The organism is Halorussus marinus, from assembly GCF_004521895.1.
In the GTDB taxonomy this organism is placed as follows: domain Archaea; phylum Halobacteriota; class Halobacteria; order Halobacteriales; family Haladaptataceae; genus Halorussus; species Halorussus marinus.
Genome location: NZ_SBIR01000001.1, coordinates 403,858 through 428,487 on the forward strand (window position 1 = coordinate 403,858; position 24,630 = coordinate 428,487).

Here is a 24,630-nt window from a genome sequence, read left to right on the forward strand (position 1 = left end):
TCACCACTCCGCGACCCCGCCGTCCTCGTGGCGCCAGACGGGGTTGTGCCAGTCGACGTCGCCCGCGACCGTCCGGACGTGGTCCTCGTCGATCTCGACGCCGAGGCCCGGACCGTCGGGCAGGTCGACGTAGCCGTCCTCGTAGTCGAACACCGACGGGTCCGAGAGGTACTCGAGTACGTCGCTGGTCTCGTTGTAGTGGATGTCGAGGCTCTGCTCTTGGATCAGGGCGTTGGGCGCGGTGGCGTCGACTTGGACGCAGGACGCCAGCGCGATCGGGCCGAGCGGACAGTGGGGCGCAAGCGCCACGTCGTAGGCCTCGGCCATGTCGGCGATCTTCTTGACCTCGGTGATGCCGCCGGCGTGGCTCAGATCCGGCTGGACCACGTCGACGCTCCCGTTCTCGAACACCTGTTTGAAGTCCCACCGCGAGAACAGCCGCTCGCCGGTCGCGATCGGCGTCGTGGTGTGGGCGGCGATCTCGGGGAGCGCGTCGTTGTGTTCGGGGAGCACCGGCTCCTCGATGAACATCGGCCGGTGGGGTTCGAGCGCGGCCGCGAGCCGCTTTGCCATCGACTTGGCGACCCGGCCGTGGAAGTCGACGCCGACGTCGACCTCGTCGCCGACCGCCTCCCGGACCGCCCGCAGGCGATCGACCGCGGCGTCGACCGCGGCCGGCGAGTCGATCCGACGCATCTCGGGGGTCGCGTTCATCTTGAGCGCGCTGAACCCCGCCTCGACCTTCTCCCGGGCGGCCTCGGCGACGTTCTCGGGGCGGTCGCCGCCGACCCACTGATACACCCGGACTCGGTCGCGCGCCTTGCCGCCCAAAAGCTCGTAGACGGGCGCGCCGAACCGCTTGCCCTTGATGTCCCAGAGGGCCTGATCGACGCCAGCGATCGCCGACATCAGGACGGGGCCGCCCCGGTAGAACCCCCCGCGGTACATCGTCTGCCAGTGGTCCTCGATCCGGCCGGCCGGCTCCCCGAGGAGGTAGGTGTCGAGCAGTTCCTCGACGGCGGTCCGGACCGTGCGGGCCCGCCCTTCGACGACGGGTTCGCCCCAGCCGACCGTCCCGTCGCTCGTCTCCAGTCGGACGAACAGCCACCGCGGCGGGACCTCGTACAGTTCGTAGTCGATGATCCGGTCGGTCACGCCCGACCACCACGGGGACGGGACGGCGCGGGGACGCGACGCGGCGTCGGTTCTCGGAGTGTCATCGTCAGATACCGGGGAGCGACGCGGCGGCGGCTGATAAGGTTTGGCGTTCGGCTCACCGACCGAGAGCGGTCGGCGAGTCGGGACGAGAGACGCCGATTCTCCACACGTCACCGAGGTCGGATCGGCGACGTCGGACGACGTGGCGAGTGTGGGGCGCTCACTGATCGGGTTCGGGGTCGAAGACGTCTGGCTTTTCCTCGCCTTCGGCCGCGATCACGGCCATACACCCCTTCCGGGCGACCCGGGTCAGCGAGTGGTCGACCAGCTTGACGCCGCCGGGGACCGGGAAGTCCATGGTCGCGACGGTCGCGGTGCCCGGCCGGACGGGCGTCGTCTCGATGTACTTCTGGGTCCGGGAGGTGAGCGATCCCTTCGGGTACAGCTCTTTCCACACGTTGCCGATGGGGTGGAAGCTACTGGTGAGGTTGGGGCCGCCGGTCACGAAGTACACCCGGGCGGTGTCGCCGGTCTCGACGGTCATCGGCCCGCGGCCGTCCGGGGTCAGCGCGTACTTCTCGCCGTTCATCAGGACGTAGCTGGGCTCCTCGCGGCGCATCGCCTCGGTGTCGAAGGCGTGGTGGCCGCTCTCGCCCGCGCGCTTGTCGGTGTAGAGCTCGTGCTGGCCGACGTAGAACTCGTGGTCGACCTCGGGCAGGCCGTCCTCGGGCTCGACCAGGATGATGCCGAACATCCCCGCCGAGATGTGGGTGTCCATGTTCGGCACCGCGCAGTGGTAGATGAACGCCCCGGGGTAGGTCGCCTTGAACCGAAGGCGGGCGCTCTCGCCCGGCGGGACGGTGGTGGCGTCGGCGCCCCCGCCTGGCCCGTAGCAGGCGTGGAAGTCCACGTTGTGGGGCATCGTGTTCTCCTCGGGGTTCTCGAAGGTGAGGTCGACGGTGTCGCCCCGCCGGACCCGGATCATCGGCCCCGGAATCTGGCCGTCGTACGTCATGTAGTCGAACGTGACCCCGTCTTCGATCTCGGCGGTCACCTCCTCGGCCCGGAGGGTCCTCGAAACCGTCTTTGGCTCGCTTCGGTCGATGGGGTCGGGGATGTCGGTCGGGTCGGCCGCCACTCGGTCGGTCGTCGTCTTCGTCGTAGTCTGTTGTTGCATGGTCGTGTCCGTCGCGCTCGGAGCGGTTTCGCTAGCACACCCGGCGAGCGACGCCGCGCCGCCGAGGCCGATACCCTGCAGGACCGTCCGCCGATTGGTTCGAGGCATTGGGAGTCACCTTACACTTGCAGATAGCGACCGACCCACCTTCAACCGGGTCGGCGATTCTCGGTCGGACGGAACGCCGACGAACACGTTCACCGGGTTCTCAGAGTTTGAGAACCGTCGGTCAGTCTCGACGCCGCCGGGCGAGACCGAAAGAAGTGTGGCCGGTCAGTCGTCGTCGAGCACGCCGCCGGCCGCGGCCGGCGTGTCGGCGGGCGCCTCGCTCGCCGATTCGCGGCGGACCCGAATCTTCTTGACCACGTCGTAGCCGAAGAGGGCGGTTCCGAGGATCACGAGCACGTCGCCGGGCATCCGGGCCCAGAACAGCAACTGAACGAGCTCGCCCTCGTAGAACGCCAGACTCCGGGCGGCGTCGTAGCTCTGCGTGAACGCCACTTCGAGCTGGAGAAATCCGACCGGGAGCAGGCTGATCCCGACCATCAGCGCGAGCCCGGCGTTCCACGTCCAGAACGCCCACCGGAGGGTGCGCTCGCGCCACTTGGCCTCGGGCACCGCGATCCGGAGCATGTAGACGACCATCCCCAGCGCGAGCAGGCCGAACGCGCCGAACATCGCGGCGTGGGCGTGGGCGACCGTGAGGTAGGTGCCGTGCTCGAAGTAGTTGATGAACGGGAGGTTGATGAAGAACCCGAGCACCCCCGCCCCGACGAAGTTCCAGATCCCGCTGGCGACGATGAACATGAACGGGAGCGTGTAGGGGAACGACTCGCCGCTGGCCGCCATCGCGCGGTACTGGCCCATCGCCTCGTAGAGGATGAACACCAGCGGGATGAGTTCGAGCGTCGAGAACGCGCTCCCGATCGGGATCCACATGTCGGGCTGGCCGACCCACCAGTAGTGGTGCGAGACGCCGATGACGCCGGTCCCCATCACGAGCAGGGCTTGAACCATCACCGCCTTCTCGGCCGAGCGCCGATCGAGCAGGTTCATGCTGGTGAGGGTAACCCCGACCAGCGCGACGATGAAGAACTCGAAGGCGCCCTCGACCCACATGTGGACGACCCACCACCGCCAGAACTCCGTGACGACGATGTTGGTCTGGGGCGTGTAGAGGAACCCCGCACAGAACAGCAGGGCGATCGACCCGCCCGCGTACAGGATCATGTGCGCGAGGCCGTACCGGGGCTCGCGGTCGAGCAGGGGCTTGAGCCCGCGGGCGGTCAGGACCGCCCACGCGAGGAAGCCGACGAGGATGCCGGCCTGCCAGAGCCGCCCGATCTCGAGGTATTCGAGCCCCTCGTTGCCGAGGATCCACCAGAGCGCGCCGTCGAAGTACCCCTTCGAGCCGAGCCAGACCCCGGCGAGGCCCCCGACCACGACCACGACGAGCGCGCCAAGCAGGCCGTTGACGTATCGGCCCTGATTCTTCGGCTCGCGGCCGGTCAGCAGCGGCGGGAGGAACAGCCCCGCCCCGAGCCACAGCGTGGCGATCCAGAGGATTCCGAGGTCGATGTGCCACGTCTTGGCGATGGCGAACGGGAGCATCGAGAGGAAGTCGATGCCGAGCAGTTCGCCGAGCCCGAAGAACGCGTCGCGTTCGATGTAGTAGTGGGCGAGCAGTCCGCCCAGCAGGACCTGCGCGAGAAACAGCCCCGCCCCGACCACGACGAACCGGAGCGCGGCGGCCTGTCCGGGGAAGAGGTTCACCTCGCTCGGCCGGGGCACCGTCACGCCCTCGGTGTCGGGCTCGGGGAGCTCGATCGACTTGTAGAGCCAGACGCCAAAGCCCGCCCCGGCGACCAGCAACACCATCGCGACGACGCTCCAGGTCATCGCCGCGCCGGTGGCGTCGTTCCCGGCCGCGGGCTCGTAGGGCCACTCGTTGGTGTACGAGTGGTCGCCGGCCGGCCGATCGGTGTGGGAGAACCACGCGGTCCAGAGCGCGAAGTCCGCGAACTCCCGGGCCTCCTCCTCGCTCTCGATCATCCCCTCGGGGACGCCCCGCTCGGCGCTCCCCTCGTGGTAGCGCTCGACGTACGTCTCGCGGACCTGCTCGTGGGCGTACGCCTCGGCGGCCGAGTACTCGATCCGGTCGCCCGGCTCGCCGTCGCCGAGATCACCCTCGACCGCCACGTCGACGGTCGCCCGCTGGTCCTCGGCGAGCGCGTCGTACGAGGCGTCGTACTGCTCGCGGGCGTAGTAGTCTCGCATGTGCGCTACTTTCAGGTCGAGCGCGTCGGCGGTGTAGTCGGCGCCGTAGTACGCGCCGTTACCGAGGATCGACCCGTGGTTCATCATGCCGTTCGACTGGAAGGTCGTCTTGCCCGCCTGGACCTGCTCGGCGGTGACCACCGTCTCGCCGTCGGGACCGACGACTTCCTGGGGGATCGGCGGGGCCTCCTGATAGGAGTACCACGCGCCCACGCCCATCACCGCCAGGTTCAGGACGAACACGACTGCCAGAATCTTGGCGAGCGTGCTGCGTTTGACTCTCATACAGTTCGGGGTTGCCGTTCGGGGACCTTTTACCCGGAACGCGATTCCCGGCGGTTCGAAACCCGGCCGAACGCGTTCGGGCGCGTCGGGACACCGATGACCGGCGCCGCGACTCCGGGCGGTCGTCGCGGGACGGCGGCCGGGCTGGTCGTCTCCCACGCCGCGCGAAAAGTGAGGAGTGTGCGTCTGCGCGCCCCGGTCGCGACCGCCGCTCTGGGGGTCAGTCGTCGTCGGCTCGCCGGGCCAGTACCAACAGCGCGGTGCTGTCTTGCTCGGCCTTCGGCGAGACCTCCTCTCGGCCGTCGAACCGGAGGAGATCGCCGGGTTCGAGCACGTTCGACTCGCCGTCGACCCGCACGTCGAGGCGTCCCGACACCGCGTGGACGACGATCTCCCGGTCGGGGTGGCGGTGGGCGGGCACCTCCTCGCCCGCCGCCAGCGACAGCCCCACCGTCTTGGGCTCGCTGGCGGGGAACGCGACTTCGCGGGGCGTCTCGGTCAGGTCGTCGAGGCTGGCGGTCTCGACCATCACTGCTTGGGGAACTTCGCCACGAATTTCTCGTCGTCCTCGCGATCGATCTCGTAGCCGTCGGCATCGAACGCCTCGACCTCCGCCCGCATCTCGTAGAACAGGGGCTTGGGCTCGTGGTCGTTGACGATCTCCAGCGTCTCGCCGGCGTCCATGTCCTCGAACGTCTGGTGGATCATCGGGTGGCGCTCCGGCGGCGGAATCTCGCGGACATCTAGGGTTGGCATGCGATCGAACGTTTGCCCACGTCGCTATTCGGGGTTCTCCCGAAGATGTTCGCCTCTACTCCCCGGTCGGATCGAACTCGCCGGCCGCCAGCCCGCGCCGGACCGGCTCGTGTTCGGCGTCGGTCGGCGGCGGCGCGGTCACCAGCGTCGCCTCCAGGCGCCCGTCGGCGTCGGCGCGCACGCCCCTGTCTTCGCCGGCCGGGACGACCACCACCTCGCCCGGCCCGACCGCGTGCTCGTCGTCGCCGTCTCGGATCACGCCGGTCCCGCGCCGAACCGTGATCGCCACGTCGCTGTCGGGCGCGTGGACCGGGATGAACTGGCCCGGCTCGAAGTAGCCGAGCACGACCTTCATCCGGTCGCTCCGGAACACCGATCGGGCCGAGAACTGTTCGTCGTCGTACTCGCGCTCGGCGTCGAAATCTGTCGCGACCATGTCCGGACGTGGGGCCGACGCGTCCGTCACCGGTTCCCCGAACAAGTTCGGCCGGTCCGGCGCACAGCCGGCCGATCACCGCAGTCCGTCGTCGGGATCGCGCTCGGCGGCCTCAGCCGCGAGCACCTCGATCCGGAGCGCCTCGGGGCCGTGGCGCAGGACCACGCCGACGAGGTTGGCCGCGAAGAGCCCGAACCCGAGCGTCGCCGCGACCCCGCCCGCGAGCCCGGCGACTCCGATGCCGGTCGCGTCGCCGGCCACGAGGAGTCCGAGCCCGCCGAACGCGAGCCAGAAGTCGACCGCCGCGAGCCGGTCGTCGTAGAGGTCGTCGATCATCGGGACCAGCTCCAGTCCCACCCGGTCGCTGTACCGCCGGAGCCAGACGACGAACGGGACGACGTGGTAAAGCGTCCCGAGCAGGACGAACCCCACGACGCCGGCCAGCAGGAAGTGACCGACGCCCGGCGGGCCGAAGACGACCGCCGGATCGGTCGGGGCCGCGAGCCACGCGGGCGCGGTCGCGAGCGCCCACGCCGGGAGCGCGAGCGCGGCGACGCCGTACCGCGACAGCATCGGCGTGCGCTCGACGCGGGTCCGCGAGAGGGTGCGTGCGAGCACCGCCGAGAACGCGAGCACCCCGACCAGCACCAACACCGCGCCCGCGAGCCCGACCGCCGCCGCGTCGGTCCCGCGGCCGACCGCGAGCGCGATCACCCCGACCGGGTAGGTCCACTCCTCGACCCGCCGGAGTCGCTGGTCGACGGCGTCGAGGTCCGTCTGGGTGAACATCGTCGCGAGCTGGTAGAGCGCGCCGATCACGGTGGTCAGGATCACGCCGAACGCCGCCAGCGTGGCGTGGGCCGCGACGATCCGCGTCCGGACCAGCCCGGCGGCTCCCAGCGTCGGCCGGACGAAGTCGACCGCGAGCGCGAGCCCGAGCGCGGTCACGACGACCGCGTAGCCGAGCGTCTGAGCGAAGTGGCGCTCGGTCACGTCGAGCGACCGGACCGGCGGGAGGCTCCGGGCGACGTTGTAGGCGAACACCCAGAAGCCGACGAGCATCGCCCCGCCCGCGACCGGGAGCCACGCGAGCGCGCCGGCGACCAGCGCCGCCCCGAACCCCGCGAGTCCGGTCGCGACCAGCCCGAGCTGGGCGAGCGCGAGCCGCCGGGAGTGGAGGTCGACCCCCGACCACACCGGGACGAACTGGGTCATCGCGCCCATGATGGTGACACAGACCCACCCGATCAAAAGCAAGTGGACGTGGGCGAGCCCCGACAGCCCCCAGTGGGCGCCGGCCGCGCCGGCGACCCCGAGCGCGCTCCCCGCCAGCAGGAAGCCGAACCCGACCACGAAGTGGCCGAGGGGAACGACGAGCGGCGGGCCGCGCTCGGCGTCGATCCCGCCGGGAATCGCGGTCATCGCGGGGTTATCTCCACGCGCCACTCGTCGGGCGCGAGCCGTTCGGTGTCGTGGTCGAACCCCCGCTCGTCGAGCACCGCGTAGAGGGGTTCGGGCTCGAAGCTGTTCACCACCACCAGCGTCTCGTCGTCGCCGAGGTCGGCGAGCGCCTCGGTGATCGCCCCGAACGGCTCGCCGCCGAGTTCGCGGGCGTCGAGGGTCCGCGTCATGTGTGTACGTCGGCGGGCCGTTTCGGTAGCGGTTCCCCCGAAGATGTTCGGCTCCCCCGGCCGACGACAGATTCGAGACGCGGTCTCAGGCCCGCGTGCGCCGCGGAGGCTCTGGCGTCGCGCGAACGTAGAGCGCGACGTTGAGCGCCACGCCGCCGAGGAACAGGCCCCAGTTGACCCACGGGTTGTTGTACCACACGAGGTCGATGCCGAGCGTCTGGGCGTACACCGGCCAGAACGGTTCGATCCCCTCCGAGATGTCCGGCGCCGAGAGGATGTCGGCGAAGACGTGGGCGACGCCCGCCACGAACACCATCACGACGCCGAGCGAGAGCGCATCGTCGGCCGCCGCGTCCGAGAACCACGTCGACCCGCCGAGGACCCTTTTCAACACGTACCCGACGATCGGACCGACGACCGCCGCCATGATCCCGACCGCCAGCACCGTGTGGAAAATCCCGTGGTGTTTGACCGTCCCGATCGTGTTCGAGAGCACGAGGTCGACGTCGGGTAGCATGCCGAACCAGAAGCCGACGCCGACGAACGTCGCCGCGGTCTTGCGCGCGTCGATCACTAACCACGCGGGCGCGAGCCAGATGAGCGCCATACCGAGGTGTCCGAGTACGTCGACCATGAGACGAACCTCGACGCGTCTCCGTAAGTCGCTGGTGGCGGATCTCCTCGCGACGGCGGTCCTGCCGGGAGCCGACCGCCGCTCGATCAGAACGGCGTCGCGGGATCGCCCTCGTCGTCGGTCCCGTCCCGGGGGTCGTCGTGGAGCGACCCGTCCTCGCGGTAGCGGCGTTCGAGGCTCCGGAGCTTCTCGTTGATCCGGGCGCTGTCGTGGTGGAGCGGCGCGACCGCGACCGAGACGCGGTCGTACTCGTGGCGGTCGGCGAGGCCGTTCCACGCGCGAAACGACCCCACGGTGAGGCTGTCGCTCTGGGGACAGAACTCCGTGGTCGGGGTGAACTCCGCGAGCAACGTGGCCGGGTCGTCGGGCGCCTCGGCGTATCGGAACCCCGCGTCGGGGTGGCGGGTGTCGAGGTTCAGGCGCGCGAGGTTGTACCCGAACGTCGCGTCGTACACCCCCCGATCCTCGAATATCTCGCGGGTGAGCCGGTGGAACCCGACGTGGTCGTCGCCGGTAAGCACGTCGGCGCCGTCGAGGAACGGCCCCGGCTCGGGGATTGTCTCGGGGACGAACTCGTCGTACTCGTCGAAGGTCGCGTCGTCGGCGTCCGCCGACGCGAACGGGCGCGGAAATCCGACCATACCCTATCGTTGGGTCGGCGCCGGGGTAGCCGTGGCCCCGAACGTGTTCGTCCGGCGCGCTCGCGAACGTGTTCGTGCGATTTTCACGGGCTGGGAATCGGAGCCAGCGGTATTTATAGCCCATTCCAAAGTGCGAACACAGGTGACGACTCCGATGGAACGAGACACATTCGACCGGCGGACCGTACTGAAGATGACTGCGGCGGGCGCGACCGCGACCGCCCTCGCGGGCTGTTCGAGCGATAGCGGTTCGGGCGGCGGCGGCGGTGGCGACGAGACCGAGAGCGACGGATCCGGCGACGAGTCGGGCGACGGCGGCTCGGACTCCTACGAGTTCGACGGCTGGTTCGACGACACGAGCAACTTCGACGGCGTCGTCGACGAGACCGGTTCCGACGAGGTCACCGTCGAAGTCGGCGTCGACGCCAACGGCGGCGCGTTCGGGTTCGGGCCCGCCGCGGTCGCGGTGTCGCCGGGGACCACCGTCGTCTGGGAGTGGACCGGGAAGGGAAGCTTCCACAACGTGGTCGCCGAGAACGGCGACTTCGAGAGCGAACAGACCGACGAGGAAGGGTTCACCTTCGAGCACACCTTCGAGAGCGCCGGCACGTACAAGTACATCTGCTCGCCCCACGAGACGATGGGAATGGTGGGCGCAATCGTCGTGGAGTAATCGCGGATGTCCGAGTCAGCCAGCCGGTCGGGCGGTCCGCCGTCGCGAGTCGACACCGCGAGTCGGCCGTTCGTCCTCATCTGGGAGCTGACGCAGGCCTGCGATCTGACGTGCGAGCACTGCCGGGCCGACGCCCAGACCGACCGCCACCCCGACGAGCTCTCGACCGCCGAGGGCAAGGCGCTGCTCGACGACGTCCGGGAGTTCGGCGAGGACCAACTGGTGGTGTTCTCCGGGGGCGACCCCCTGAAGCGCGACGACGCCGTCGAACTCGTGGAGTACGGCACCGACGTCGGGCTCACGGTCACGATGACCCCGAGCGGGACCGCCTCGCTGTCGGCCGACGCCGTCTCGGACCTCGCGGACGCGGGCCTGCGCCGGATGGCGGTCAGCGTCGACGGCGCGACCGCCGAGAGCCACGACGCGTTCCGCGGCGAGGAGGGCAGTTACGAGGAGACGATGGAGGCCGCGCTGGCCGCCCGCGAGGCGGGACTGCCCCTGCAGATCAACACCACCGTCTGTCGCCAGACGATCTCGGATCTGCCGGACATCGCCGACCTCGTGGCGGACCTCGGCGCGGTGCTCTGGAGCGTCTTCTTCCTCGTGCCCGTCGGTCGCGGGGCGGCCCTCGATGCTGTCTCGCCCGAGCGGGCCGAGCGCGTGATGGAGTGGCTGGTCGAGGAAGGCGAGGAGTGGCCGTTCGGCGTCAAGACCACCGAGGCGCCCCACTACCGGCGGGTGTCGGTCCAGCAGACCGACGCCCCGCCACGCCGCCAGATGGGGATCACCGCGGGCGACGGCTTCGCGTTCGTGAGCCACCGCGGCGAAGTGTTCCCCTCGGGATTCTTGCCCGAGTCGGCCGGCAACGTCCGCGAGCGGTCGATCACCGACATCTATCGGAACGCCGACCTCTTCGCGTCGCTCCGGGACAAAGACGGGCTGAAGGGCAAGTGCGGGGCCTGCCAGTTCCGGAACGTCTGTGGCGGGAGTCGCTCGCGGGCCTACGCCGCCACCGGCGATCCGCTGGAGAGCGACCCGCTGTGTGCGTTCGTCCCGGACGGCTACGACGGACCGCTCCCGTGGGAGGGCGAGTGAGATGGCGACGAACGGCCGAACGCGTTCGGGACAGGCGATTCGGGCGACCGAAGCCAACCCCTCGACCGTGACCGACGCCGTCGAGCGCGATCCGACCGCCGAGTCCGACGCGGCCGACCGCGAGGCGTCGGACCCCGAGGCGGTCGCCGACCGGCTCAGAGAGCGCGGCGACAGCGTCCGGGAGCGCGAACTCGCCGCCGCGCTCGACCGGCTCGAAGCGGCCGGCGAGCTGTCGGCGGCCCAGCGGGACGCGGTCGACCGACTCTCCGCCCGGCTCGCCGACGCACTGGTCGAACAGTGGGCGTCGACCGTCGCGGCCGAGCGCGTCGACCCGTCGGTCGCGCGCGACCTGCTCGAACCATGAGGGTCGGGGTCGTCGGCGGCGGCGTCACCGGACTCGCGGCCCACCACTTCCTCCGCGAGCAGGGGGTCGACAGCGTCCTCTTCGAGGCCGACGACGAGCCCGGCGGCGTGATCCGGAGCCGGCGGGTCGACGGCCGGGTGCTCGATCTCGGCCCCCAGCGCACCAGACTCACCCCGAGCATCGCCGCGCTGGTCGAGTCGCTCGGGCTCGGCGACGAACTCCGGGAGGCCGACGACCTCCCGCTGTACGTCTACCGCGACGGTCGGCTCCGGCTGGTTCCCCAGACGCCCCGGGAGGCGGTCGCGACCGACCTGCTGTCGTGGCGCGGGAAGCTCCGGGCGCTGTTCGAACCGCTCACCACCGCGGCGCGACCCGACGAGAGCGTCGAGGCGTACCTGACCCGGAAGTTCGGCTCGGAGGTCGCACGCTACTACTTCGGGCCGCTGTACGGCGGCCTCTACGGCACCCACCCCGACGAGATGCCGATGCGCCACTCGCTGTCGCGGGCGCTCGACTCGGCCGGCATCGAGGGAAGCGTCCTGACCTCGGTCGCCAAGAAGGTGCTCGAAGGCCGGGAGGCGCCGCCGATCGCGTCGTTCGACGGCGGGCTCCAGCGGCTCCCCGAGGCGCTGTACGCCGACAACGACGACACGGCGCACCTGAACACGCCCGTCGAGGCGATCGGGCGCGCCGGCGAGCGGTTCGTCCTCGAAACGCCGGACGGCGACGAGCGTTTCGACGAACTGGTCGTCACGACGCCCGCAAGCGTGACCGCCGACCTCGTGGCGGAGTTCGCGCCCGAGGCGGCCGACGCCCTCCGGGAGTTCACCTACAATCCGCAGGCGGTCGTCCACCTCGCCGTGGACGCCGACCTGACCGGCGCCGGCTATCAGGTCCAGTACGACGAGGACCTCCGGACGCTCGGGACGACGTGGAACGACAGCCTGCTCGACCGCGAGGGGGTGTACACCTGCTATCTCGGCGGCGGGTACGACCCCGAGGTGGTCGAGTGGGACGACGACCGGCTCGGCTCCGTGGCGGCTCGGGAGTTCGAGGCGGTGACGGGCCACGGGGCCCGCGTCCTGTCGGTCCACCGGTGGGAGCTGGGCATGCCGGCCTACGACCGGAGCTGGGCGGCGTTAGACCGGCTCTCGACGCCGGTCGGCCTCCACCTCTGTACCAACTACACCGCCCGGGCCGGGATTCCGGGCCGGATCCGGGAGGCAAAGAAGATCGCCGACCGGCTCGCCGACTGCGCCGAGTCGACGGCTACCCCTCCGCGTACTGCTTGATTATCTTCTCCTCGACGCGGTGGAGCGTCTCGCTCGCGGTCGACTTCGCCACGCCGGCCCGGTCGGCCAGCTCCGTCAGCGAGCACTCCCGCGGGGTGTCGTAGTAGCCGGCCTCGACCGCCGCGTCGAGCAGTTCGTGCTGGCGGTCGGTCAGCAGGCTCTCGGAGTCGACCATCTCGCGGATGTACTCGACGTCGAAGCGCATCCCGAACGACTCCAGTTGGGTCGTGAACGCCGAGAGCCGGTCGCGCGAGGCGGTGAGCTCGACGGTCGCCTCGCCGTCCCGGATGGTGAACGGGAGTTCGAGCGGCATCGCCGACTCTCGGACGGTCAACAGCAAAAGCGGCGCGGTGGTCTCGAACTCGACCAGCGCGGTCCCCTCCGACACCTGGTGGAGGTCGAGGCTCACGATCTCGTCGTGGCGCTCGATGTCACCGACCACCGTGGGCAGGTCTGGCCCCGCCAGTTCGAGGAGCCCGACACCGGTGTCGTCGGCGGGGAACGCGGCCAGCACGCGGAAGTCTGTCTCGGGGTGGGCGGTCGATACCTCGTGGATCCAGACGCCGTCGGGGAGCGTGATGTGGAGTTTGGCGGTCGGCATCGTACGTACCGTTCTCGGCCGACCGACCCGTAAGTGTTTCCGAACATGTTCGGCAACGTCGCCGAATGTGTTCGGGGAAAGCGTGGTGGGGCGCGCCCGCGAACGTCGAAACATGGCCTCGAAACCCACCGACGCGGCGGCGCGAGCAGTCGACCGGGCCGACGTTCCGACCGACCGACCGCGCCGCACGCTCGACGTGCGCGCGGCCGGCCCGCCCAAGCCCCTCTCGGAGACGCTGGAGACGCTGGCCGACCTCGAAGAGGAGGCGGTGTTGATCCAGCGCAACGATCGGGCGCCCCAGCACCTCTATCCGAAGCTGACCGACAGGGGGTACGAGTACGAGACGATCGAGGGCGACGAGGAGGTGGTGACCGCCATCTGGCGGCCCGACGCGTAGCGACTACTCGTCGATGTTGACGGTGAGCACCGGCACCGACGACAGCGTAACGACCTTCTGAGAGACGCTCCCGAGCATGTCGCGGGTCGGATCCGCGCCGTGGGTGCCCATCACCACGAGGTCGGCGTCGTTGTCGTCGGCGGCCGCGAGGATCTCGTCGGCGGGGTTGCCCTCTCGGACCGCGGTCGTGACGTCGACGCCGTCGGCTTCGAGCGCCGCCGCGGCCTCGCCGGTCGCGCGCTCGCCCTCGTTGCGGAGCTCTTCGCTGACCTCCGGCACGCGGTCTTCCGAGAGGGTGAGAAACGCGCGGTCGTCGACGACGTAGAGGACGTGGACTCGGGCGTCTCGCCGGGCGGCGATGTCGCTTGCGTGTTCGACGACGTTCTCCGTTGCTTCGCTCCCGTCGGTCGGGAGCAACACGGTGTCGTACATGTCTCTACTCGACAGTTGACGAGCGCCACGTAAATAAGACACCGTAATTCCCGCCGGGCGAAAACCCCCCGTCTGACCGGAGTCTCGCCCGACGTTGCGATCGTCCCGATCGCGAAACGACGCTCGAAACGGTCGCAACGATCTGCAACAATCTCCCATTGCTTAGTCGCGGAGTTGACTAGGCCTAGTCGAATTTGGCCCTCTCAAAGACTATGTCCGACACAACCGTGCTGGTCGTCGACGACGACCGACCGCTGGCAGACGGCTTCACCGCTCACCTCTCGTCGCACTTCGAGGTACGAACCGCATACACCGGCGAGGCGGCGCTCGACCGCCTCGACGAGGCGGTCGACGTGGTGCTTTTAGACCGGGGGTTGCCCGACACTCGCGGCGACGCGGTGCTCGAAGCGATCCGGGCGAGCGACGTCGACTGTCGAATCGCGATGGTCTCGGGCGAACAGCCGTCTGCGGACCTCGACTGCGACGCCTACCTCACCAAACCCCTCTCGGCGGTCGACGCGCTGTCGGCCACCGTGACCGAACTGGTCGACGGCTCGGACACCTCGCGGTGAGTCGGGCGGTCGGACCGGGCCGAATCTACACGAATCCTTTTGTCGCTGGTCGGAGTAGCCCTTTCCATGCGATTTGTTATCGTGGGTTCCGGCCGCGTCGGTCTGCGGACCGCTCGCATCCTCCAGGAGGAAGGCCACGAGGTCACCGTGATCGAGAACGACGCCGAGAAGGCCGACCGCGCGCGCTCGGAGGGCTTTTTCGTCGTGGAGGGCGACGGCGCCGGCGAGGAGGTGTTCGAACAGGCCGACCCCGAAAGCGCCGACGCGGTCGGGGCGCTGACCGGCGACCTCAACGTCAACTTCGCGGCGTGCATGCTCGGCAAACACTACGGCTGTCGCACCGTGATGCGGATCGACGAGGACTACCGGGGCGATATCTACCACAAGTTCGCAGACGACGTCGACGAGGTGGTCTACCCCGAGCGACTCGGCGCGGCCGGCGCGAAGACAGCCCTGCTCGGAGGCAACTTCAGCGTCATCGCCGACCTGACCGCGGCGCTCCAGTTGACGACGCTCACCGTCCCCGACGAGTCGCCGATCGTGGGCCGGCGGGTCACCTCGATCGACCTCCCCGAGGACGTCCGGATCTACGCCCACGGCCGCGCCCACGAGCGGATGACGATCCCGCTCCCCCAGACCACCGTCGAAGGCGGCGACAAGCTGGCGGTGATCGCCGAGCGCGAGGCGGTGCCCGAGGCCCGTCGACTGCTACAGGGCGACGGCGCCGCGGCTTCCGAGTCGTGAAAAACGTGGAGGAAATGGGCAGTGCGGGGTCGTGGCGGGCGATCGAGACGAGAACTTTCGTGGGAGGGTTGGTGACACAGTGGCGAGAGGCCAGCTCGCCGCCAGCGCCTCCGGCACCGTCGAGGTCGCCCGACCGGGAGACTGCTGCACGCTTGCGCCCGAACCGCCGGGCGCGTCTCCTGCTATGGCGAGTTCGGACTTTGTTATGTGGACGCTGTCGCCGGCGTAGGCGGCGTCTGTCGCTCGACTCGCCGGTCTCAGCGCTCGCGTAGCCCTCGCGTAACTCGGTATTACGTGAGTCTAACGCGGAGTAGCGGACGCGAAAGGTGTGGGGAGAGGGTGTGGGGAGTGTGGTGTGCCGGGCGCGCGGGTGGGAGGATGGGGCGAGAGGCCGTCAGTGCGCGCCCGGTGGGGCGTGTGTCCGGCTCTGACTTAAAAGTGCGTCAGACGCACCGGACCGGCGGCGCGACCGGCACCGAACGCTTTTCAGTCGTCGGCGAGACTCCGCGTCCGTGGACGCGAACGTACTCGTCACCGGCGCGATCGGAGTCCTGCTGGTCGCGGCCGGCGCGGGCGTCGCTCGCGGTCGGCTCGACCTCCTGGCGAACTACCAGCCCGGCGCGGTCGACGACGAGCGTCGAGTCGCGCGGATCGCCGGCGGGACGATCGTCGGCTACGGGGTCGTGACCGGACTGCTCGCGGTCCGGCTCCGGGCCGGCGGGAGCGCCGACGCCTGGTGGCTCGGGTGGACGCTGGTGACGCTCGCCGTCGCGTTCGGCGTCGCGGCGGTCGCGTCGGGGCGAGCCTGACCGCCGGGCGCTCACTTTCAAGTCGGTCCCCGTTGTCGACCGGGTATGCGAGGCACTGGCGTCCCGCTCGTCACGCCCTTCGACGGGGACGGCGAGCTCGACACCGAACGGCTCCGGGAACTGGTCGGGTGGATCGAGGACCGCGGCGTCGACTTTCTGGTCCCGTGTGGCTCGAACAGCGAGGCGGAACTGATGGGCCTCGAGGAGCGCGCCCGCGTCACCGAGATCGTCGCCGAGGCGGCCGACGGCCCGGTGCTGGCGGGGACCGGCCACCCCGGCCTCCGGGAGACGCTCCGCCAGACCGAACTGGCGGCCGACGCGGGCGCGGACGCCGCGCTGGTCGTCACGCCGTTCTACTACGACCACGACGACGACGACCTCGAAGCCTACTACCGGGAGGTGGCCGACGAGAGCCCGATCCCGATCTACCTCTACAGCGTCCCGGTGTTTACCGGCGTCGCGCTGGCGCCCGAGGTGGTGGGTCGGCTGGCGAGCCACGACAACGTCGTCGGGATGAAAGATTCGAGCGGCGACCTCGGGGGCTTTCAGCGCACGCTCGCGCTCACCGCCGACGAGTCGTTCGACCTGCTGGAGGGGAGCGGCAACGTCTACGCGCACGCGCTGGCGTCGGGCGCCGACGGCGGCGTGCTCGGGCTCGCGAACATCGCGCCCGAACGCGCCACCGAGATCTACCGGCTCCACGTCGGCGGCGACGACGCGGCCGCCCGCCAGCTCAACGCCCGACTCCTAGAGCTCAACCGCACGGCCGCCATCGAGCACGGCGTCCCGGGGACGAAGGCGGCGATGCGCGAGCGGGGCGCGCCCGCGGGGTACGTCCGGCGGCCCCACACCGAACTCGGCGCGGCCGCCGAGGCCGAGATAGCCGAACTCGTCGGGGACGCGACGCCCTGACCGGCCGATCCGATCGCGTGGGCCGCCCGCAGGGGAGCGCGGACGGCGAGGCCAACCATTAAGTCGGCGCTGTGATAACTGAAAGCGAATGGCCGGCGAAAATGTCACCGAACCGTCGCCGCCGGGGGACTCGCTGGAGGGGTGGCTCGACGCGCAGGCCGAGCAGTTGGGCGTGAGCCGCGAGGAGTTGCTCGCCCGGCTCGGCACCGGGCCCGGAGGCGACACGGAGGAGCTCGGGGCGCTACGGCGCGAGCTCCTCGCGCGGTTGGTCGCAGACCACGAGGCGCTCGCGGCCGACCTCGACGACGTCCGGGCCGACGTCGAGGACGCCCGGTCGTTGTTCGACGAGAAGATCGACGACGTCCGCGACCGGGTGGTGCAGGTCAAGCGCGAGGCCGACGAGAAGGCCCCGACCGACCACGACCACCCCGACCTCGCGCCCGCGGCGGTCGCCGACAGGGCCGACGAGCTGGCGGCCGACCTCGACGACCTCGCCGCGACGGTCGCGGAGTTAGACGAGACGGTCGAGACCGGCTTCGAGAACTACGAGGACGTCCTCGAATACCTCACCGAGGCGACCGACGACCTCGAAGCGAAGCTGACGACGCTCGCGGAGGTGACCGTCGATATCCGCGATCGGACCGAGACGCTGGCGGCCCGTCACGCCGCCCGCGCGGCGGCCGACGAGCTCGCGACCCTCGCGAACCGGCGGGGCGTCCGGAGCGCCGACTGTGGCCACTGCGACCAGACCGTCCACGTCGGACTGCTCGCGTCGCCGACCTGCCCCCACTGTGCGAGCACCTTCAGCGACGTCGAGCCGAAACAGGGGTTGTTCGGCTCGCCGACCCTCGTCGTCGGCGAACCGCCGGCGCTCGAAGGCGAGCGAGCCGACTGGGCCGTCGACGAGGTCGCGGCCGACGCGACCGACCACGAGGCGGCGCTCGACGACATTCTCGACGATTCGGAGGCCGGCGAATGAGCGACCGCGACGCCGACGAGGACCGCCCGGAGGCGGCCGAGCGCGCCCCCGACGAGGCCGAAATCGCCGACCGATCCGCCGAGCCCCTCGGCGATCTCGCGGCCGACGTTCGGTCCCGGTCGGGCGACTCGCCCTCCCGGACCGGGCCGCTCGCCGACGTGGCGTCGGAGGTCGACGAGCGGCGGCGAAGCCGCGAGACCGACGCCGAGGGCCCGTTCGAGTCGGTCGACGTGGGCCAGATCGACGGCGAGGCCCTCTGGGAGCGACTGGCCGACGACGACGGCGACTTCGAGGTGTCCGCGCCGACGGCCGTCGCCGACGCCGAGTGGCTCGACGGCCGGGACGTCCGGACCGTCGAGAAGTCGACGTGTCACGGCTGTCCGTACTTCGCGGACCCGCCGACGGTCGCCTGCACCAACGAGGGCACCGACATCCTCGAGATGCCCGACGTCGACCACTTCCGAGTCGCCGACTGTCCGATGGTCGTCGACGACGACGAGGTCGGCAGTATCGCGACCGACGCCGAGTGACCCCGTCGCTACGCTCGACGGTCACCCCTGCGTGCTGACGCCCGGCCCCGTCTTGATTCGGAGCCCCGGCACCTCGTTGGTCTCGACGCCGACGTACCCCTCCGGGCACTCGACGCGCCCGCCGACGATGAACGGCGTGCCGAGTTCGGCCGGCGACGCCTGTTCGTCGACGACGATCCGGAGTTCGACCATCTTCTCGGCCCGGACTTCCTTGCTGTCGGTCAGGAGCTCGCCGAACCCCTCGTTTTGCCACTCGATCACCAGCCCTTCCCAGAGGCCAAGCTCCTCGGGCGGCCAGTTCGAGAACGCACACTCGGCGACCGGCGGCATGTCCGGATCCGGCTCCATCCGGTCGGTGAGCAGGACGATCCGGCTGACGTAGTCGTCCGAGAGTGTCGCCGGCTCGTCGAAGGCCATTCGCCGGGTCAGTCTGGACCGCGTCGGTTCGTCCTGTGCGCCCGCCGAGCCCGCCAGCCCCGCGATTCCGAGCAACGTCACCGCGCCCCGCCCCAGGAACTCCCGTCGGTCGATGTCGGGCATCACGTCCCGGGTCACCACCGCCCCGTCCGTAAGCGTTGTCGCCACCCCTCGGAAATCGGACTATCCCGTATTCTTCATCCCGGCCGCGATCCCCTCGACCGTCAGCCGGAGGGTCCGCTCGGCCTCGGGAGAGCGGTCGTCCTCGCCGAGCAGTCGGACGTCTCGTCGGACGCTCTGGCGTGGAAGTCCACGCCACTACGCTCGCCAGGCTCGAACGTCCCTGCGCCGTCGCGGACGACGCCCGTCCCGGTTCGCCGCCCCGCGGCTGTCAACAGGGCTTAGTGGGTGTCGTCCCACGGGTCGACTATGAGCGAGACCACACTCGTGTACGACGACGACTGCGGGTTCTGTACGTGGTGGGCGGACTTCTTCGAGCGCCGCTCGTCGTTTCGAATCGTCGGCTTCTCGGAACTGACCGACGGGGAGCGTTCGCGCCTGCCCGACGACTACGAGTCGTGTTCGCACCTGCTGGCCGACGGCGCGGTGTACTCCTGTGGCGAGTCGCTCGAACAGGCGGTGGTCCGGTCGGAGGTCGGCGCGTCGGCCCGCCCGCTCGTCGAGTTCCTCCGGAACTTCGAGGACTACGAACGCGCCCGCGAGAACGTCTACCGATGGGTCGCCGACCACCGCTCGGAACTGGGCGCCGTGGTCTCGAAGACGCCCCCGGCGCGCGAGGGGCCCGGCGGCGACCCTTAGCTGTAATCGCGCCAGCGGTGGCCACACTCCTGGCACTTGAAAAACCGCGTCGGCGGTTCGTCGGCCGAGCCGGTCTGCTTGATCGTGTACCACGCCTTCTCGTGGCCACACTCGTCGCAGATCACGTCGTCGGCGGTCGGCTTCCCCTCGAAGTTGGCGTCCTCGGAGGTCTCGATCACGTCCGAGTCGCCCTGCTCTTCGGTGGTGACGAACTCGGCGGCCTTCTCCTCGTCTTTCGCGACGGTGTGCTGGCAGTCGTCGTCGGTACACACCATCTTCGACCCCATCGACTTCATCATGGAGCCACATTCGTCGCAAAATTGCATGTCCGCAGGTAGTCGACGGCTCCCCATAAGCACCACGTTCGGGCGACTCCGATCGGCCTCGCCGGCGTTCAGGACGGCAACGGACACAGGCTCGCGGTCAGCACCGCGACCCGGTCGGTCTCGTTGCGCGCGCCGTGGACCGCACCCCGCTCGTGGAGCACGACGCCGGGCGCGTCGACCGACTCCTCGTCGTCGCCCCGGACGACCGTCACCGTCCCTTCGAGGACGTGGAAGACGTTCGTCGCGTCGGGGTGGTCGTGGGGCGTCAGTTCCGCGCCCGGTCCGAGCGCGAACGCCTTCACCAGTACGTCGTCGGTCACGACCACTTCGGCGTCGACGACCTCGCCCGCGTCGGGGTCGAGGTCCGGGTAGCTGTCGAGTCCCATATCGGGCGAGACGGCCGGCCGGCTCTTAAAGGTCGGTCCGAGCGGGAGGACGGGCGGCGGGCCGCGGCGAGCGCCGGGAGCGGGCGGCGCGGCGCCGCGGGCCCGACTGCGGTGCGTGCCTCTGTGAACGGCCGGGTCGCTCAGGGGTGGTGGGTCGGTCGCCGGCGGTGGCGACCGATGGCGGTGGACGTCGGGCCGGTGGGCGGTCCGGCCCGACCGGGATCGCTCGTCGTCGCGCCGGGAAGTGCGGTCGGACGCGGCCGAGAGCGGTGCAACGGCGGGTCGTGTGCGCCGCGACCGCAGTCGTCCGTTGGGGGCGTCGTCACTTCAACGGGGCCGACCGTCCACACAGTTCACGGGAGTAAACGGTTCTGAACGGTTCGGAACTACTCCCGGTCGCCGACGAACCCCGTCGAGAACGCGATCCACGCCAGCGCGCTCACGAACAGAATCGGCGGGAGGATGGCGAACCCCCACAGCGGGTCGACGCCCCACAGGAGCAACAACAGCACGTCCGCGAGCCCGAGCGCGAGAAACGGGAGGACCGCGAGCGCGGCCCGGGTACGGTCGCGAGACCCCGACGGGAAGCGATTCTCCATGCGGTGACGTGGGCGCTCCACCGACAAAAAGCGTCCGTTCGGGGAGCAGGACTTTCACCGACCGCCCCGTAGCCTGCGATATGGCAACGACGACCGAACTTCGGAGCCCCGACGCGGCGGGGGTCTGGTGGCTGGATCTGGGAAGCGTCAACGCCTACCTCGTCGAGGACGGCGACGATCTGGTGCTCGTGGACGCCGGGACGCCCCGCGACGCCGGTCCGCTCGCGCGCGCGATCCGGGACACCGGCCACGCCGTCGGGGAGATCGACCGCATTCTCGTCACCCACTACGACTTCGACCACGTCGGCGCGCTCGGGAAGTTGGGCCTCGACGTGCCGGTGTATCTCGGGCGCGAGGACGCCGCGGTGCTGGCCGGCCGGGACCGCCCCGACTGGCACAATCACAAGGGCCTGCTCCAGCGAGTCGTCCAGCCGTTCGTCGCCGCGCCGGGCGTCCCGATCCGGCCGGTGGCCGACGGCGACGAGATCGGGGGGTTCGAGGCCTACCACACGCCGGGCCACTCGCCGGGCCACGTCGTCTACGTCGGCGACCGGGTGGCGTTTCTCGGCGATCTCGTCCGCGAGCGGGGCGGCGACCTCGAACCGTCGCCGTGGCTGATTAGCTACGACACCGTCGCGGTCCGCCGGAGCGTTCGCGCGCTCGCCGACCGCGTCCCTGACTTCGACGTGGCCGCGATGGGCCACGGCACGCCGATCCTCGCGGGCGGGAGCGACCGACTCCGAGAGCTGGCCGCGCGGCTGTAGTCGGCGCCGAAAAAACGCGCTCGCCGGTCAGTCCGCCAGCTCCTCGGCCACGGCGTCGACCGAGAGCAGTCGCGGATCGACGATCAGGTCGGCCTGCCCGCGGGCGAAGTCGGGCAGGTCGTCCTCGGCGTAGACGACGATCCGGACGCCGTCGTTGAGGTCCCTCGCGACCGGAATCGCGGTCGCGCCGCTCGCTTGGGTCAACACCAGCGCGTCGGCGTCGGTGACGCCCGCCGATTCGAGGGCGGGCCGGGTGGCGACATCTTCGATTCGAGTCACGTCGGCGCCCTCAGCGTCGAGGGCCTCGCCAAGTCCGTCGTCGTCGGGACCGACCACGATCGCCTTCATCACTCGTACTCGATGGTCGCGGGCGGTTTGTGGGTCACGTCGTAGACGACCCGCGCGACGTTCTCGTTCTCGCCGGTGATCCGGCTCTGGACCCGCTGGAGGGTCTCCCAGTCGAGTTCCTGTGCGCGGGCGGTCATCCCGTCGCGGCTCTCGACCGACCGGACCGCGACGACCCAGCCGTGGACCCGGTTGTCGCCCTTGACGCCGGTGGCCTTGCCGAGCACCGCGGCGAACGCCTGCCACGGGTCGTACTCCGCGAGCTCCTCCTCGACGACGTGGGTCGCCTCGCGGGCGACCTCGACCTTCTCGCGGGTGACCTCGCCGACGATCCGGACCGCGAGCCCGGGGCCGGGGAACGGCATCCGCTCGGCGACGACCGACTCGAGGTCGAGCGCGCGGGCGACCTCCCGGACCTCGTCCTTGTAGAGGTCCCGGACCGGCTCGACGATGCCGTCGAAGTCGACGACGTCGGGGAGCCCGCCGACGTTGTGGTGGGACTTGATGTTGCCCTCGCTCTCGATCCGGTCGGGGTAGATCGTCCCCTGCACGAGCATGCTGGCGTCGGTCTCGCGGGCGACCGTCTCGAACTCCCGGATGAACTGCTCGCCGATGACTTTGCGTTTCTCCTCGGGATCGGTGACGCCCGCGAGCGCGTCGAGGAACCGGTCTTGGGCCTCGACGATCTCCAAGCTCTCCATGAACGAGAACGTCTCGCGGATCTGGTCGGTCTCGCCTTTCCGCATCAGCCCCGTGTCGACGTACACCGGCGTGAGCTGATCGCCGATCGCCTCGTAGGCGAGCGCCGCCGCGACCGAGGAGTCGACCCCGCCCGACAGCGCGATGATGGCGTTCTCGTCGCCGACCTGTTCGCGAACCTCTGGGACCGCCTCGTCGATGAACTCGTCTGTGTCTACCATTATGCTTCGACCTCCAGTCGCTCGTCAGTCGATTCGACGACCGCGTCGAGCAGCCCGACGAACGGCGGGCTCGCCCGGGTCGGCCGCGATCGGAACTCGGGGTGGAACTGCGTTCCGAGGAAGTACGGGTGATCGTCTAGCTCCAGGATCTCCATCCGGTTGCCCGACTCGCCCGAGAACACGAGGTCGGTGTCGGCGAAGTCCTCGAAGTACTCGGGGTTGACCTCGTAGCGGTGGCGGTGGCGCTCGGTACAGGCCTCGGCGCTGTACACGTCCGCGGCCAGCGTCCCGGGCGCGATCTCGGTCTCGTGGGCGCCCAGCCGCATCGTCCCGCCGAGGTCCTCGAGGTCGTACTGCTCGGGTAGCAGGTCGATGACCGGGTGGGGCGTCTCGGCGTCGATCTCCGCCGAGTGGGCGCCCTCCAGCCCGAGGACGTTACGGGCGTACTCGACGACCGCGAGCTGGAACCCCAGACACAGCCCGAGGAACGGCACGTCGTGTTCGCGGGCGTACCGGATGGCCTCGATCTTGCCCGCGGTGCCCCGCGAGCCGAAGCCGCCGGGCACGACGACGCCGTCGGCCTCCCGGAGTCGCGCCTCGTCGTCGTCGGCCATCTTTTCGCTGTCGACCCACAGCACGTTCACGTCGACGCCCCGTTCGAGGCCGGCGTGCTTCAGCGCCTCGTTGACCGAGAGGTAGGCGTCCTCGAGGTCGTACTTGCCCACCAGCGCGATGTCGACCTCGCCGCCGGTCTCCTGGGTCACCAGATCGCGCCACTGAGTGTCGCGCTCCTCGGCGGGGACGGCCTCGTCGGCGAGGCCGAACCGCTCCATCACGTACTCGTCGAGGCCCTCCTCCTCGACCATCAGCGGGACGTGGTAGATGTCCTCGACGTCGGGGTTCGAGAAGACGGCGTCGGTCGGCACGTCGCAGAAAAGCGCGATCTTCTCTTTGGTCGAGGGGTCGAGTTCGTCCTCACAGCGCCCGACCAGAATGTCGGGCTGGAGGCCGATCGAGCGCAGTTCTTTCACCGAGTGCTGGGTCGGTTTGGTCTTTTGCTCGCCGTTTTTCGAGTACGGGACGAGCGTGACGTGGGTCAAAAGGAAGTCCTCCTCGTCTTCCTCGTGGGCGAACTGCCGGAGGGCTTCGAGGAACGGCATCCCCTCGATGTCGCCGACGGTGCCCCCGACCTCGACGATGCAGACGTCGTGGCCTTCGGCGGCTTCCCGGATCCGGCGCTTGATGTCGTCGGTGACGTGGGGGATGATCTGGACGGTCTTGCCGAGGTAGTCGCCCGCCCGTTCTTTCTCGATGACGTGCTGGTAGGTCTTGCCCGTGGTGACGTTGTGGTCGAACGTCATGTCGATGTCGAGGAATCGCTCGTAGTTCCCCAGATCGAGGTCGACCTCGCCGCCGTCCTTGAGGACGTACACCTCACCGTGCTGGTAGGGGTTCATCGTCCCCGCGTCGACGTTGAGATAGGGGTCGATCTTGACCGCGGTCACGTCGAACCCGGCGTTGGCGAGGAGTCGGCCCGTCGAGGCCGCCGTGATGCCCTTGCCCAGTCCGGACATGACGCCCCCGGTCACGAAGATGAACTTGTTCCCGAGAGAAGGGTCGTAGTCTGTTTCGGGTTCGGTCGGCATACCGAGTGTCGGC

32 protein-coding genes and 1 pseudogene are annotated in these 24,630 nt (G+C 69.9%); 13 read left to right on the forward strand and 20 right to left on the reverse strand.

Going from position 1 to position 24,630, the window contains the following annotated elements; translation table 11 throughout:
* From dgoD to EPL04_RS02005, 10 genes are all read right to left on the reverse strand, one after another.
* The gene (gene dgoD / locus EPL04_RS01960) at positions 1 to 1,155 is read right to left on the reverse strand and encodes a galactonate dehydratase (protein WP_134668901.1); all 1,155 of its coding nucleotides are present in this window, start codon (positions 1,153 to 1,155) and stop codon (positions 1 to 3) included.
* A 223-nt stretch (positions 1,156 to 1,378) separates the two neighbouring features.
* Positions 1,379 to 2,443 (reverse strand): copper-containing nitrite reductase, encoded by a 1,065-nt coding sequence (gene nirK, locus EPL04_RS01965; protein ID WP_134668903.1) that lies wholly within the window; start codon positions 2,441 to 2,443, stop codon positions 1,379 to 1,381.
* Between the two features lie 165 nt (positions 2,444 to 2,608).
* The gene (locus EPL04_RS01970; RefSeq protein WP_134668905.1) at positions 2,609 to 4,897 is read right to left on the reverse strand and encodes a nitric-oxide reductase large subunit; all 2,289 of its coding nucleotides are present in this window, start codon (positions 4,895 to 4,897) and stop codon (positions 2,609 to 2,611) included.
* A gap of 220 nt (positions 4,898 to 5,117) precedes the next feature.
* Positions 5,118 to 5,426, reverse strand: coding sequence for a cupin domain-containing protein (locus EPL04_RS01975; protein WP_134668907.1), 309 nt, complete (start codon positions 5,424 to 5,426; stop codon positions 5,118 to 5,120).
* Positions 5,426 to 5,653 (reverse strand): DUF2249 domain-containing protein, encoded by a 228-nt coding sequence (locus EPL04_RS01980; RefSeq protein WP_134668909.1) that lies wholly within the window; start codon positions 5,651 to 5,653, stop codon positions 5,426 to 5,428. Before EPL04_RS01980 ends, EPL04_RS01975 begins: the two co-directional genes overlap by 1 nt.
* 55 nt (positions 5,654 to 5,708) lie before the next feature.
* Positions 5,709 to 6,089, reverse strand: a complete 381-nt coding sequence (locus EPL04_RS01985; RefSeq protein WP_134668911.1) for a cupin domain-containing protein — start codon at positions 6,087 to 6,089, stop codon at positions 5,709 to 5,711.
* Between the two features lie 75 nt (positions 6,090 to 6,164).
* Positions 6,165 to 7,511: a hypothetical protein gene (locus EPL04_RS01990; protein ID WP_134668912.1), complete on the reverse strand. Its 1,347-nt coding sequence runs from the start codon at positions 7,509 to 7,511 to the stop codon at positions 6,165 to 6,167.
* Complete coding sequence (locus EPL04_RS01995) at positions 7,508 to 7,720, reverse strand: DUF2249 domain-containing protein (RefSeq protein WP_134668914.1); 213 nt, start codon at positions 7,718 to 7,720, stop codon at positions 7,508 to 7,510. Before EPL04_RS01995 ends, EPL04_RS01990 begins: the two co-directional genes overlap by 4 nt.
* Before the next feature lie 85 nt (positions 7,721 to 7,805).
* Positions 7,806 to 8,354 carry a metal-dependent hydrolase gene (locus tag EPL04_RS02000; RefSeq protein ID WP_134668916.1) on the reverse strand — a complete coding sequence of 183 codons (549 nt, stop codon included), beginning with the start codon at positions 8,352 to 8,354 and terminating at the stop codon, positions 7,806 to 7,808.
* Positions 8,355 to 8,440: 86 nt separating this feature from the next.
* On the reverse strand, positions 8,441 to 8,995 hold the full coding sequence (locus EPL04_RS02005; protein WP_134668917.1) for a hypothetical protein: 555 nt from the start codon (positions 8,993 to 8,995) through the stop codon (positions 8,441 to 8,443).
* 154 nt (positions 8,996 to 9,149) lie between these two features.
* On the opposite strand from EPL04_RS02005, the gene EPL04_RS02010 reads away from it, so the two are divergent.
* The 4 genes from EPL04_RS02010 to hemG are packed head-to-tail and all read left to right on the forward strand — an operon-like array spanning position 9,150 to position 12,419.
* On the forward strand, positions 9,150 to 9,668 hold the full coding sequence (locus tag EPL04_RS02010) for a halocyanin domain-containing protein (RefSeq protein WP_134668919.1): 519 nt from the start codon (positions 9,150 to 9,152) through the stop codon (positions 9,666 to 9,668).
* A 6-nt stretch (positions 9,669 to 9,674) separates the two neighbouring features.
* Positions 9,675 to 10,763 carry a radical SAM protein gene (locus EPL04_RS02015; RefSeq protein WP_134668921.1) on the forward strand — a complete coding sequence of 363 codons (1,089 nt, stop codon included), beginning with the start codon at positions 9,675 to 9,677 and terminating at the stop codon, positions 10,761 to 10,763.
* Position 10,764: 1 nt separating this feature from the next.
* Positions 10,765 to 11,127 (forward strand): hypothetical protein, encoded by a 363-nt coding sequence (locus EPL04_RS02020; RefSeq protein ID WP_134668923.1) that lies wholly within the window; start codon positions 10,765 to 10,767, stop codon positions 11,125 to 11,127.
* Entirely contained in the window at positions 11,124 to 12,419 is a 1,296-nt protein-coding gene (hemG, locus tag EPL04_RS02025; protein ID WP_134668925.1) for a protoporphyrinogen oxidase, read from the forward strand. The genes EPL04_RS02020 and hemG overlap by 4 nt, the downstream gene beginning before the upstream one ends.
* Here hemG and EPL04_RS02030 read toward each other — a convergent pair.
* Positions 12,397 to 13,020: a helix-turn-helix domain-containing protein gene (locus EPL04_RS02030; RefSeq protein WP_134668927.1), complete on the reverse strand. Its 624-nt coding sequence runs from the start codon at positions 13,018 to 13,020 to the stop codon at positions 12,397 to 12,399. The genes hemG and EPL04_RS02030 overlap by 23 nt on opposite strands.
* Before the next feature lie 112 nt (positions 13,021 to 13,132).
* Here EPL04_RS02030 and EPL04_RS02035 point away from each other — a divergent pair, with 112 nt between their 5' ends.
* Complete coding sequence (locus EPL04_RS02035) at positions 13,133 to 13,417, forward strand: DUF2249 domain-containing protein (RefSeq protein WP_134668929.1); 285 nt, start codon at positions 13,133 to 13,135, stop codon at positions 13,415 to 13,417.
* Positions 13,418 to 13,420: 3 nt separating this feature from the next.
* Here the strand turns inward: EPL04_RS02035 and EPL04_RS02040 are convergent, their stop codons facing one another.
* A complete protein-coding gene (locus EPL04_RS02040; protein ID WP_134668930.1) occupies positions 13,421 to 13,849 on the reverse strand; it encodes a universal stress protein in 429 nt (142 codons plus the stop codon).
* Positions 13,850 to 14,061: 212 nt separating this feature from the next.
* Here EPL04_RS02040 and EPL04_RS02045 point away from each other — a divergent pair, with 212 nt between their 5' ends.
* The 6 genes from EPL04_RS02045 (at position 14,062) to EPL04_RS02070 (ending at position 18,395) form a co-directional block, all read left to right on the forward strand.
* Entirely contained in the window at positions 14,062 to 14,421 is a 360-nt protein-coding gene (locus EPL04_RS02045) for a response regulator transcription factor (protein WP_134668932.1), read from the forward strand.
* A gap of 66 nt (positions 14,422 to 14,487) precedes the next feature.
* Positions 14,488 to 15,165, forward strand: a complete 678-nt coding sequence (locus tag EPL04_RS02050) for a potassium channel family protein (protein WP_134668934.1) — start codon at positions 14,488 to 14,490, stop codon at positions 15,163 to 15,165.
* A gap of 512 nt (positions 15,166 to 15,677) precedes the next feature.
* On the forward strand, positions 15,678 to 15,974 hold the full coding sequence (locus tag EPL04_RS02055; RefSeq protein ID WP_134668935.1) for a hypothetical protein: 297 nt from the start codon (positions 15,678 to 15,680) through the stop codon (positions 15,972 to 15,974).
* Positions 15,975 to 16,019: 45 nt separating this feature from the next.
* Complete coding sequence (locus tag EPL04_RS02060; protein ID WP_134668937.1) at positions 16,020 to 16,886, forward strand: dihydrodipicolinate synthase family protein; 867 nt, start codon at positions 16,020 to 16,022, stop codon at positions 16,884 to 16,886.
* 88 nt (positions 16,887 to 16,974) lie between these two features.
* Positions 16,975 to 17,865, forward strand: a complete 891-nt coding sequence (locus EPL04_RS02065) for a hypothetical protein (RefSeq protein ID WP_134668939.1) — start codon at positions 16,975 to 16,977, stop codon at positions 17,863 to 17,865.
* Entirely contained in the window at positions 17,862 to 18,395 is a 534-nt protein-coding gene (locus tag EPL04_RS02070; protein ID WP_245154515.1) for a hypothetical protein, read from the forward strand. The genes EPL04_RS02065 and EPL04_RS02070 overlap by 4 nt, the downstream gene beginning before the upstream one ends.
* Positions 18,396 to 18,416: 21 nt before the next feature.
* On the opposite strand, the gene EPL04_RS02075 is transcribed toward EPL04_RS02070, so the two are convergent.
* Both EPL04_RS02075 and EPL04_RS19405 read right to left on the reverse strand, forming a co-directional pair.
* Entirely contained in the window at positions 18,417 to 18,980 is a 564-nt protein-coding gene (locus EPL04_RS02075) for a hypothetical protein (protein WP_134668941.1), read from the reverse strand.
* Positions 18,981 to 18,995: 15 nt separating this feature from the next.
* Positions 18,996 to 19,088, reverse strand: a pseudogene (locus EPL04_RS19405) (phosphoenolpyruvate carboxylase); the annotation flags it as partial.
* Between the two features lie 153 nt (positions 19,089 to 19,241).
* Here EPL04_RS19405 and EPL04_RS02085 point away from each other — a divergent pair.
* A complete protein-coding gene (locus tag EPL04_RS02085; RefSeq protein WP_134668942.1) occupies positions 19,242 to 19,631 on the forward strand; it encodes a DCC1-like thiol-disulfide oxidoreductase family protein in 390 nt (129 codons plus the stop codon).
* Here the strand turns inward: EPL04_RS02085 and EPL04_RS02090 are convergent.
* The 3 genes from EPL04_RS02090 to EPL04_RS02100 all read right to left on the reverse strand — a co-directional run bounded on the left by EPL04_RS02090 (position 19,628) and on the right by EPL04_RS02100 (position 20,942).
* A complete protein-coding gene (locus EPL04_RS02090; RefSeq protein WP_134668944.1) occupies positions 19,628 to 19,957 on the reverse strand; it encodes a transcription factor S in 330 nt (109 codons plus the stop codon). The genes EPL04_RS02085 and EPL04_RS02090 overlap by 4 nt on opposite strands.
* Positions 19,958 to 20,025: 68 nt before the next feature.
* Positions 20,026 to 20,343: a cupin domain-containing protein gene (locus tag EPL04_RS02095; RefSeq protein WP_134668946.1), complete on the reverse strand. Its 318-nt coding sequence runs from the start codon at positions 20,341 to 20,343 to the stop codon at positions 20,026 to 20,028.
* A 386-nt stretch (positions 20,344 to 20,729) separates the two neighbouring features.
* Positions 20,730 to 20,942 carry a hypothetical protein gene (locus EPL04_RS02100; protein WP_134668948.1) on the reverse strand — a complete coding sequence of 71 codons (213 nt, stop codon included), beginning with the start codon at positions 20,940 to 20,942 and terminating at the stop codon, positions 20,730 to 20,732.
* Between the two features lie 80 nt (positions 20,943 to 21,022).
* On the opposite strand from EPL04_RS02100, the gene EPL04_RS02105 reads away from it, so the two are divergent.
* Positions 21,023 to 21,706: an MBL fold metallo-hydrolase gene (locus EPL04_RS02105; protein ID WP_134668949.1), complete on the forward strand. Its 684-nt coding sequence runs from the start codon at positions 21,023 to 21,025 to the stop codon at positions 21,704 to 21,706.
* Positions 21,707 to 21,733: 27 nt separating this feature from the next.
* Here EPL04_RS02105 and EPL04_RS02110 read toward each other — a convergent pair whose 3' ends face one another.
* From EPL04_RS02110 to EPL04_RS02120, 3 genes are read right to left on the reverse strand one after another with little or no spacing between them, the layout of a single operon-like run.
* Positions 21,734 to 22,054, reverse strand: a complete 321-nt coding sequence (locus EPL04_RS02110) for a DUF7126 family protein (RefSeq protein ID WP_134668951.1) — start codon at positions 22,052 to 22,054, stop codon at positions 21,734 to 21,736.
* Positions 22,054 to 22,971 carry a glutamine-hydrolyzing GMP synthase gene (gene guaA / locus EPL04_RS02115; RefSeq protein WP_134668953.1) on the reverse strand — a complete coding sequence of 306 codons (918 nt, stop codon included), beginning with the start codon at positions 22,969 to 22,971 and terminating at the stop codon, positions 22,054 to 22,056. Before guaA ends, EPL04_RS02110 begins: the two co-directional genes overlap by 1 nt.
* On the reverse strand, positions 22,971 to 24,617 hold the full coding sequence (locus EPL04_RS02120) for a CTP synthase (protein WP_134668955.1): 1,647 nt from the start codon (positions 24,615 to 24,617) through the stop codon (positions 22,971 to 22,973). Before EPL04_RS02120 ends, guaA begins: the two co-directional genes overlap by 1 nt.
* Between the last annotated feature and the right edge of the window lie 13 nt (positions 24,618 to 24,630).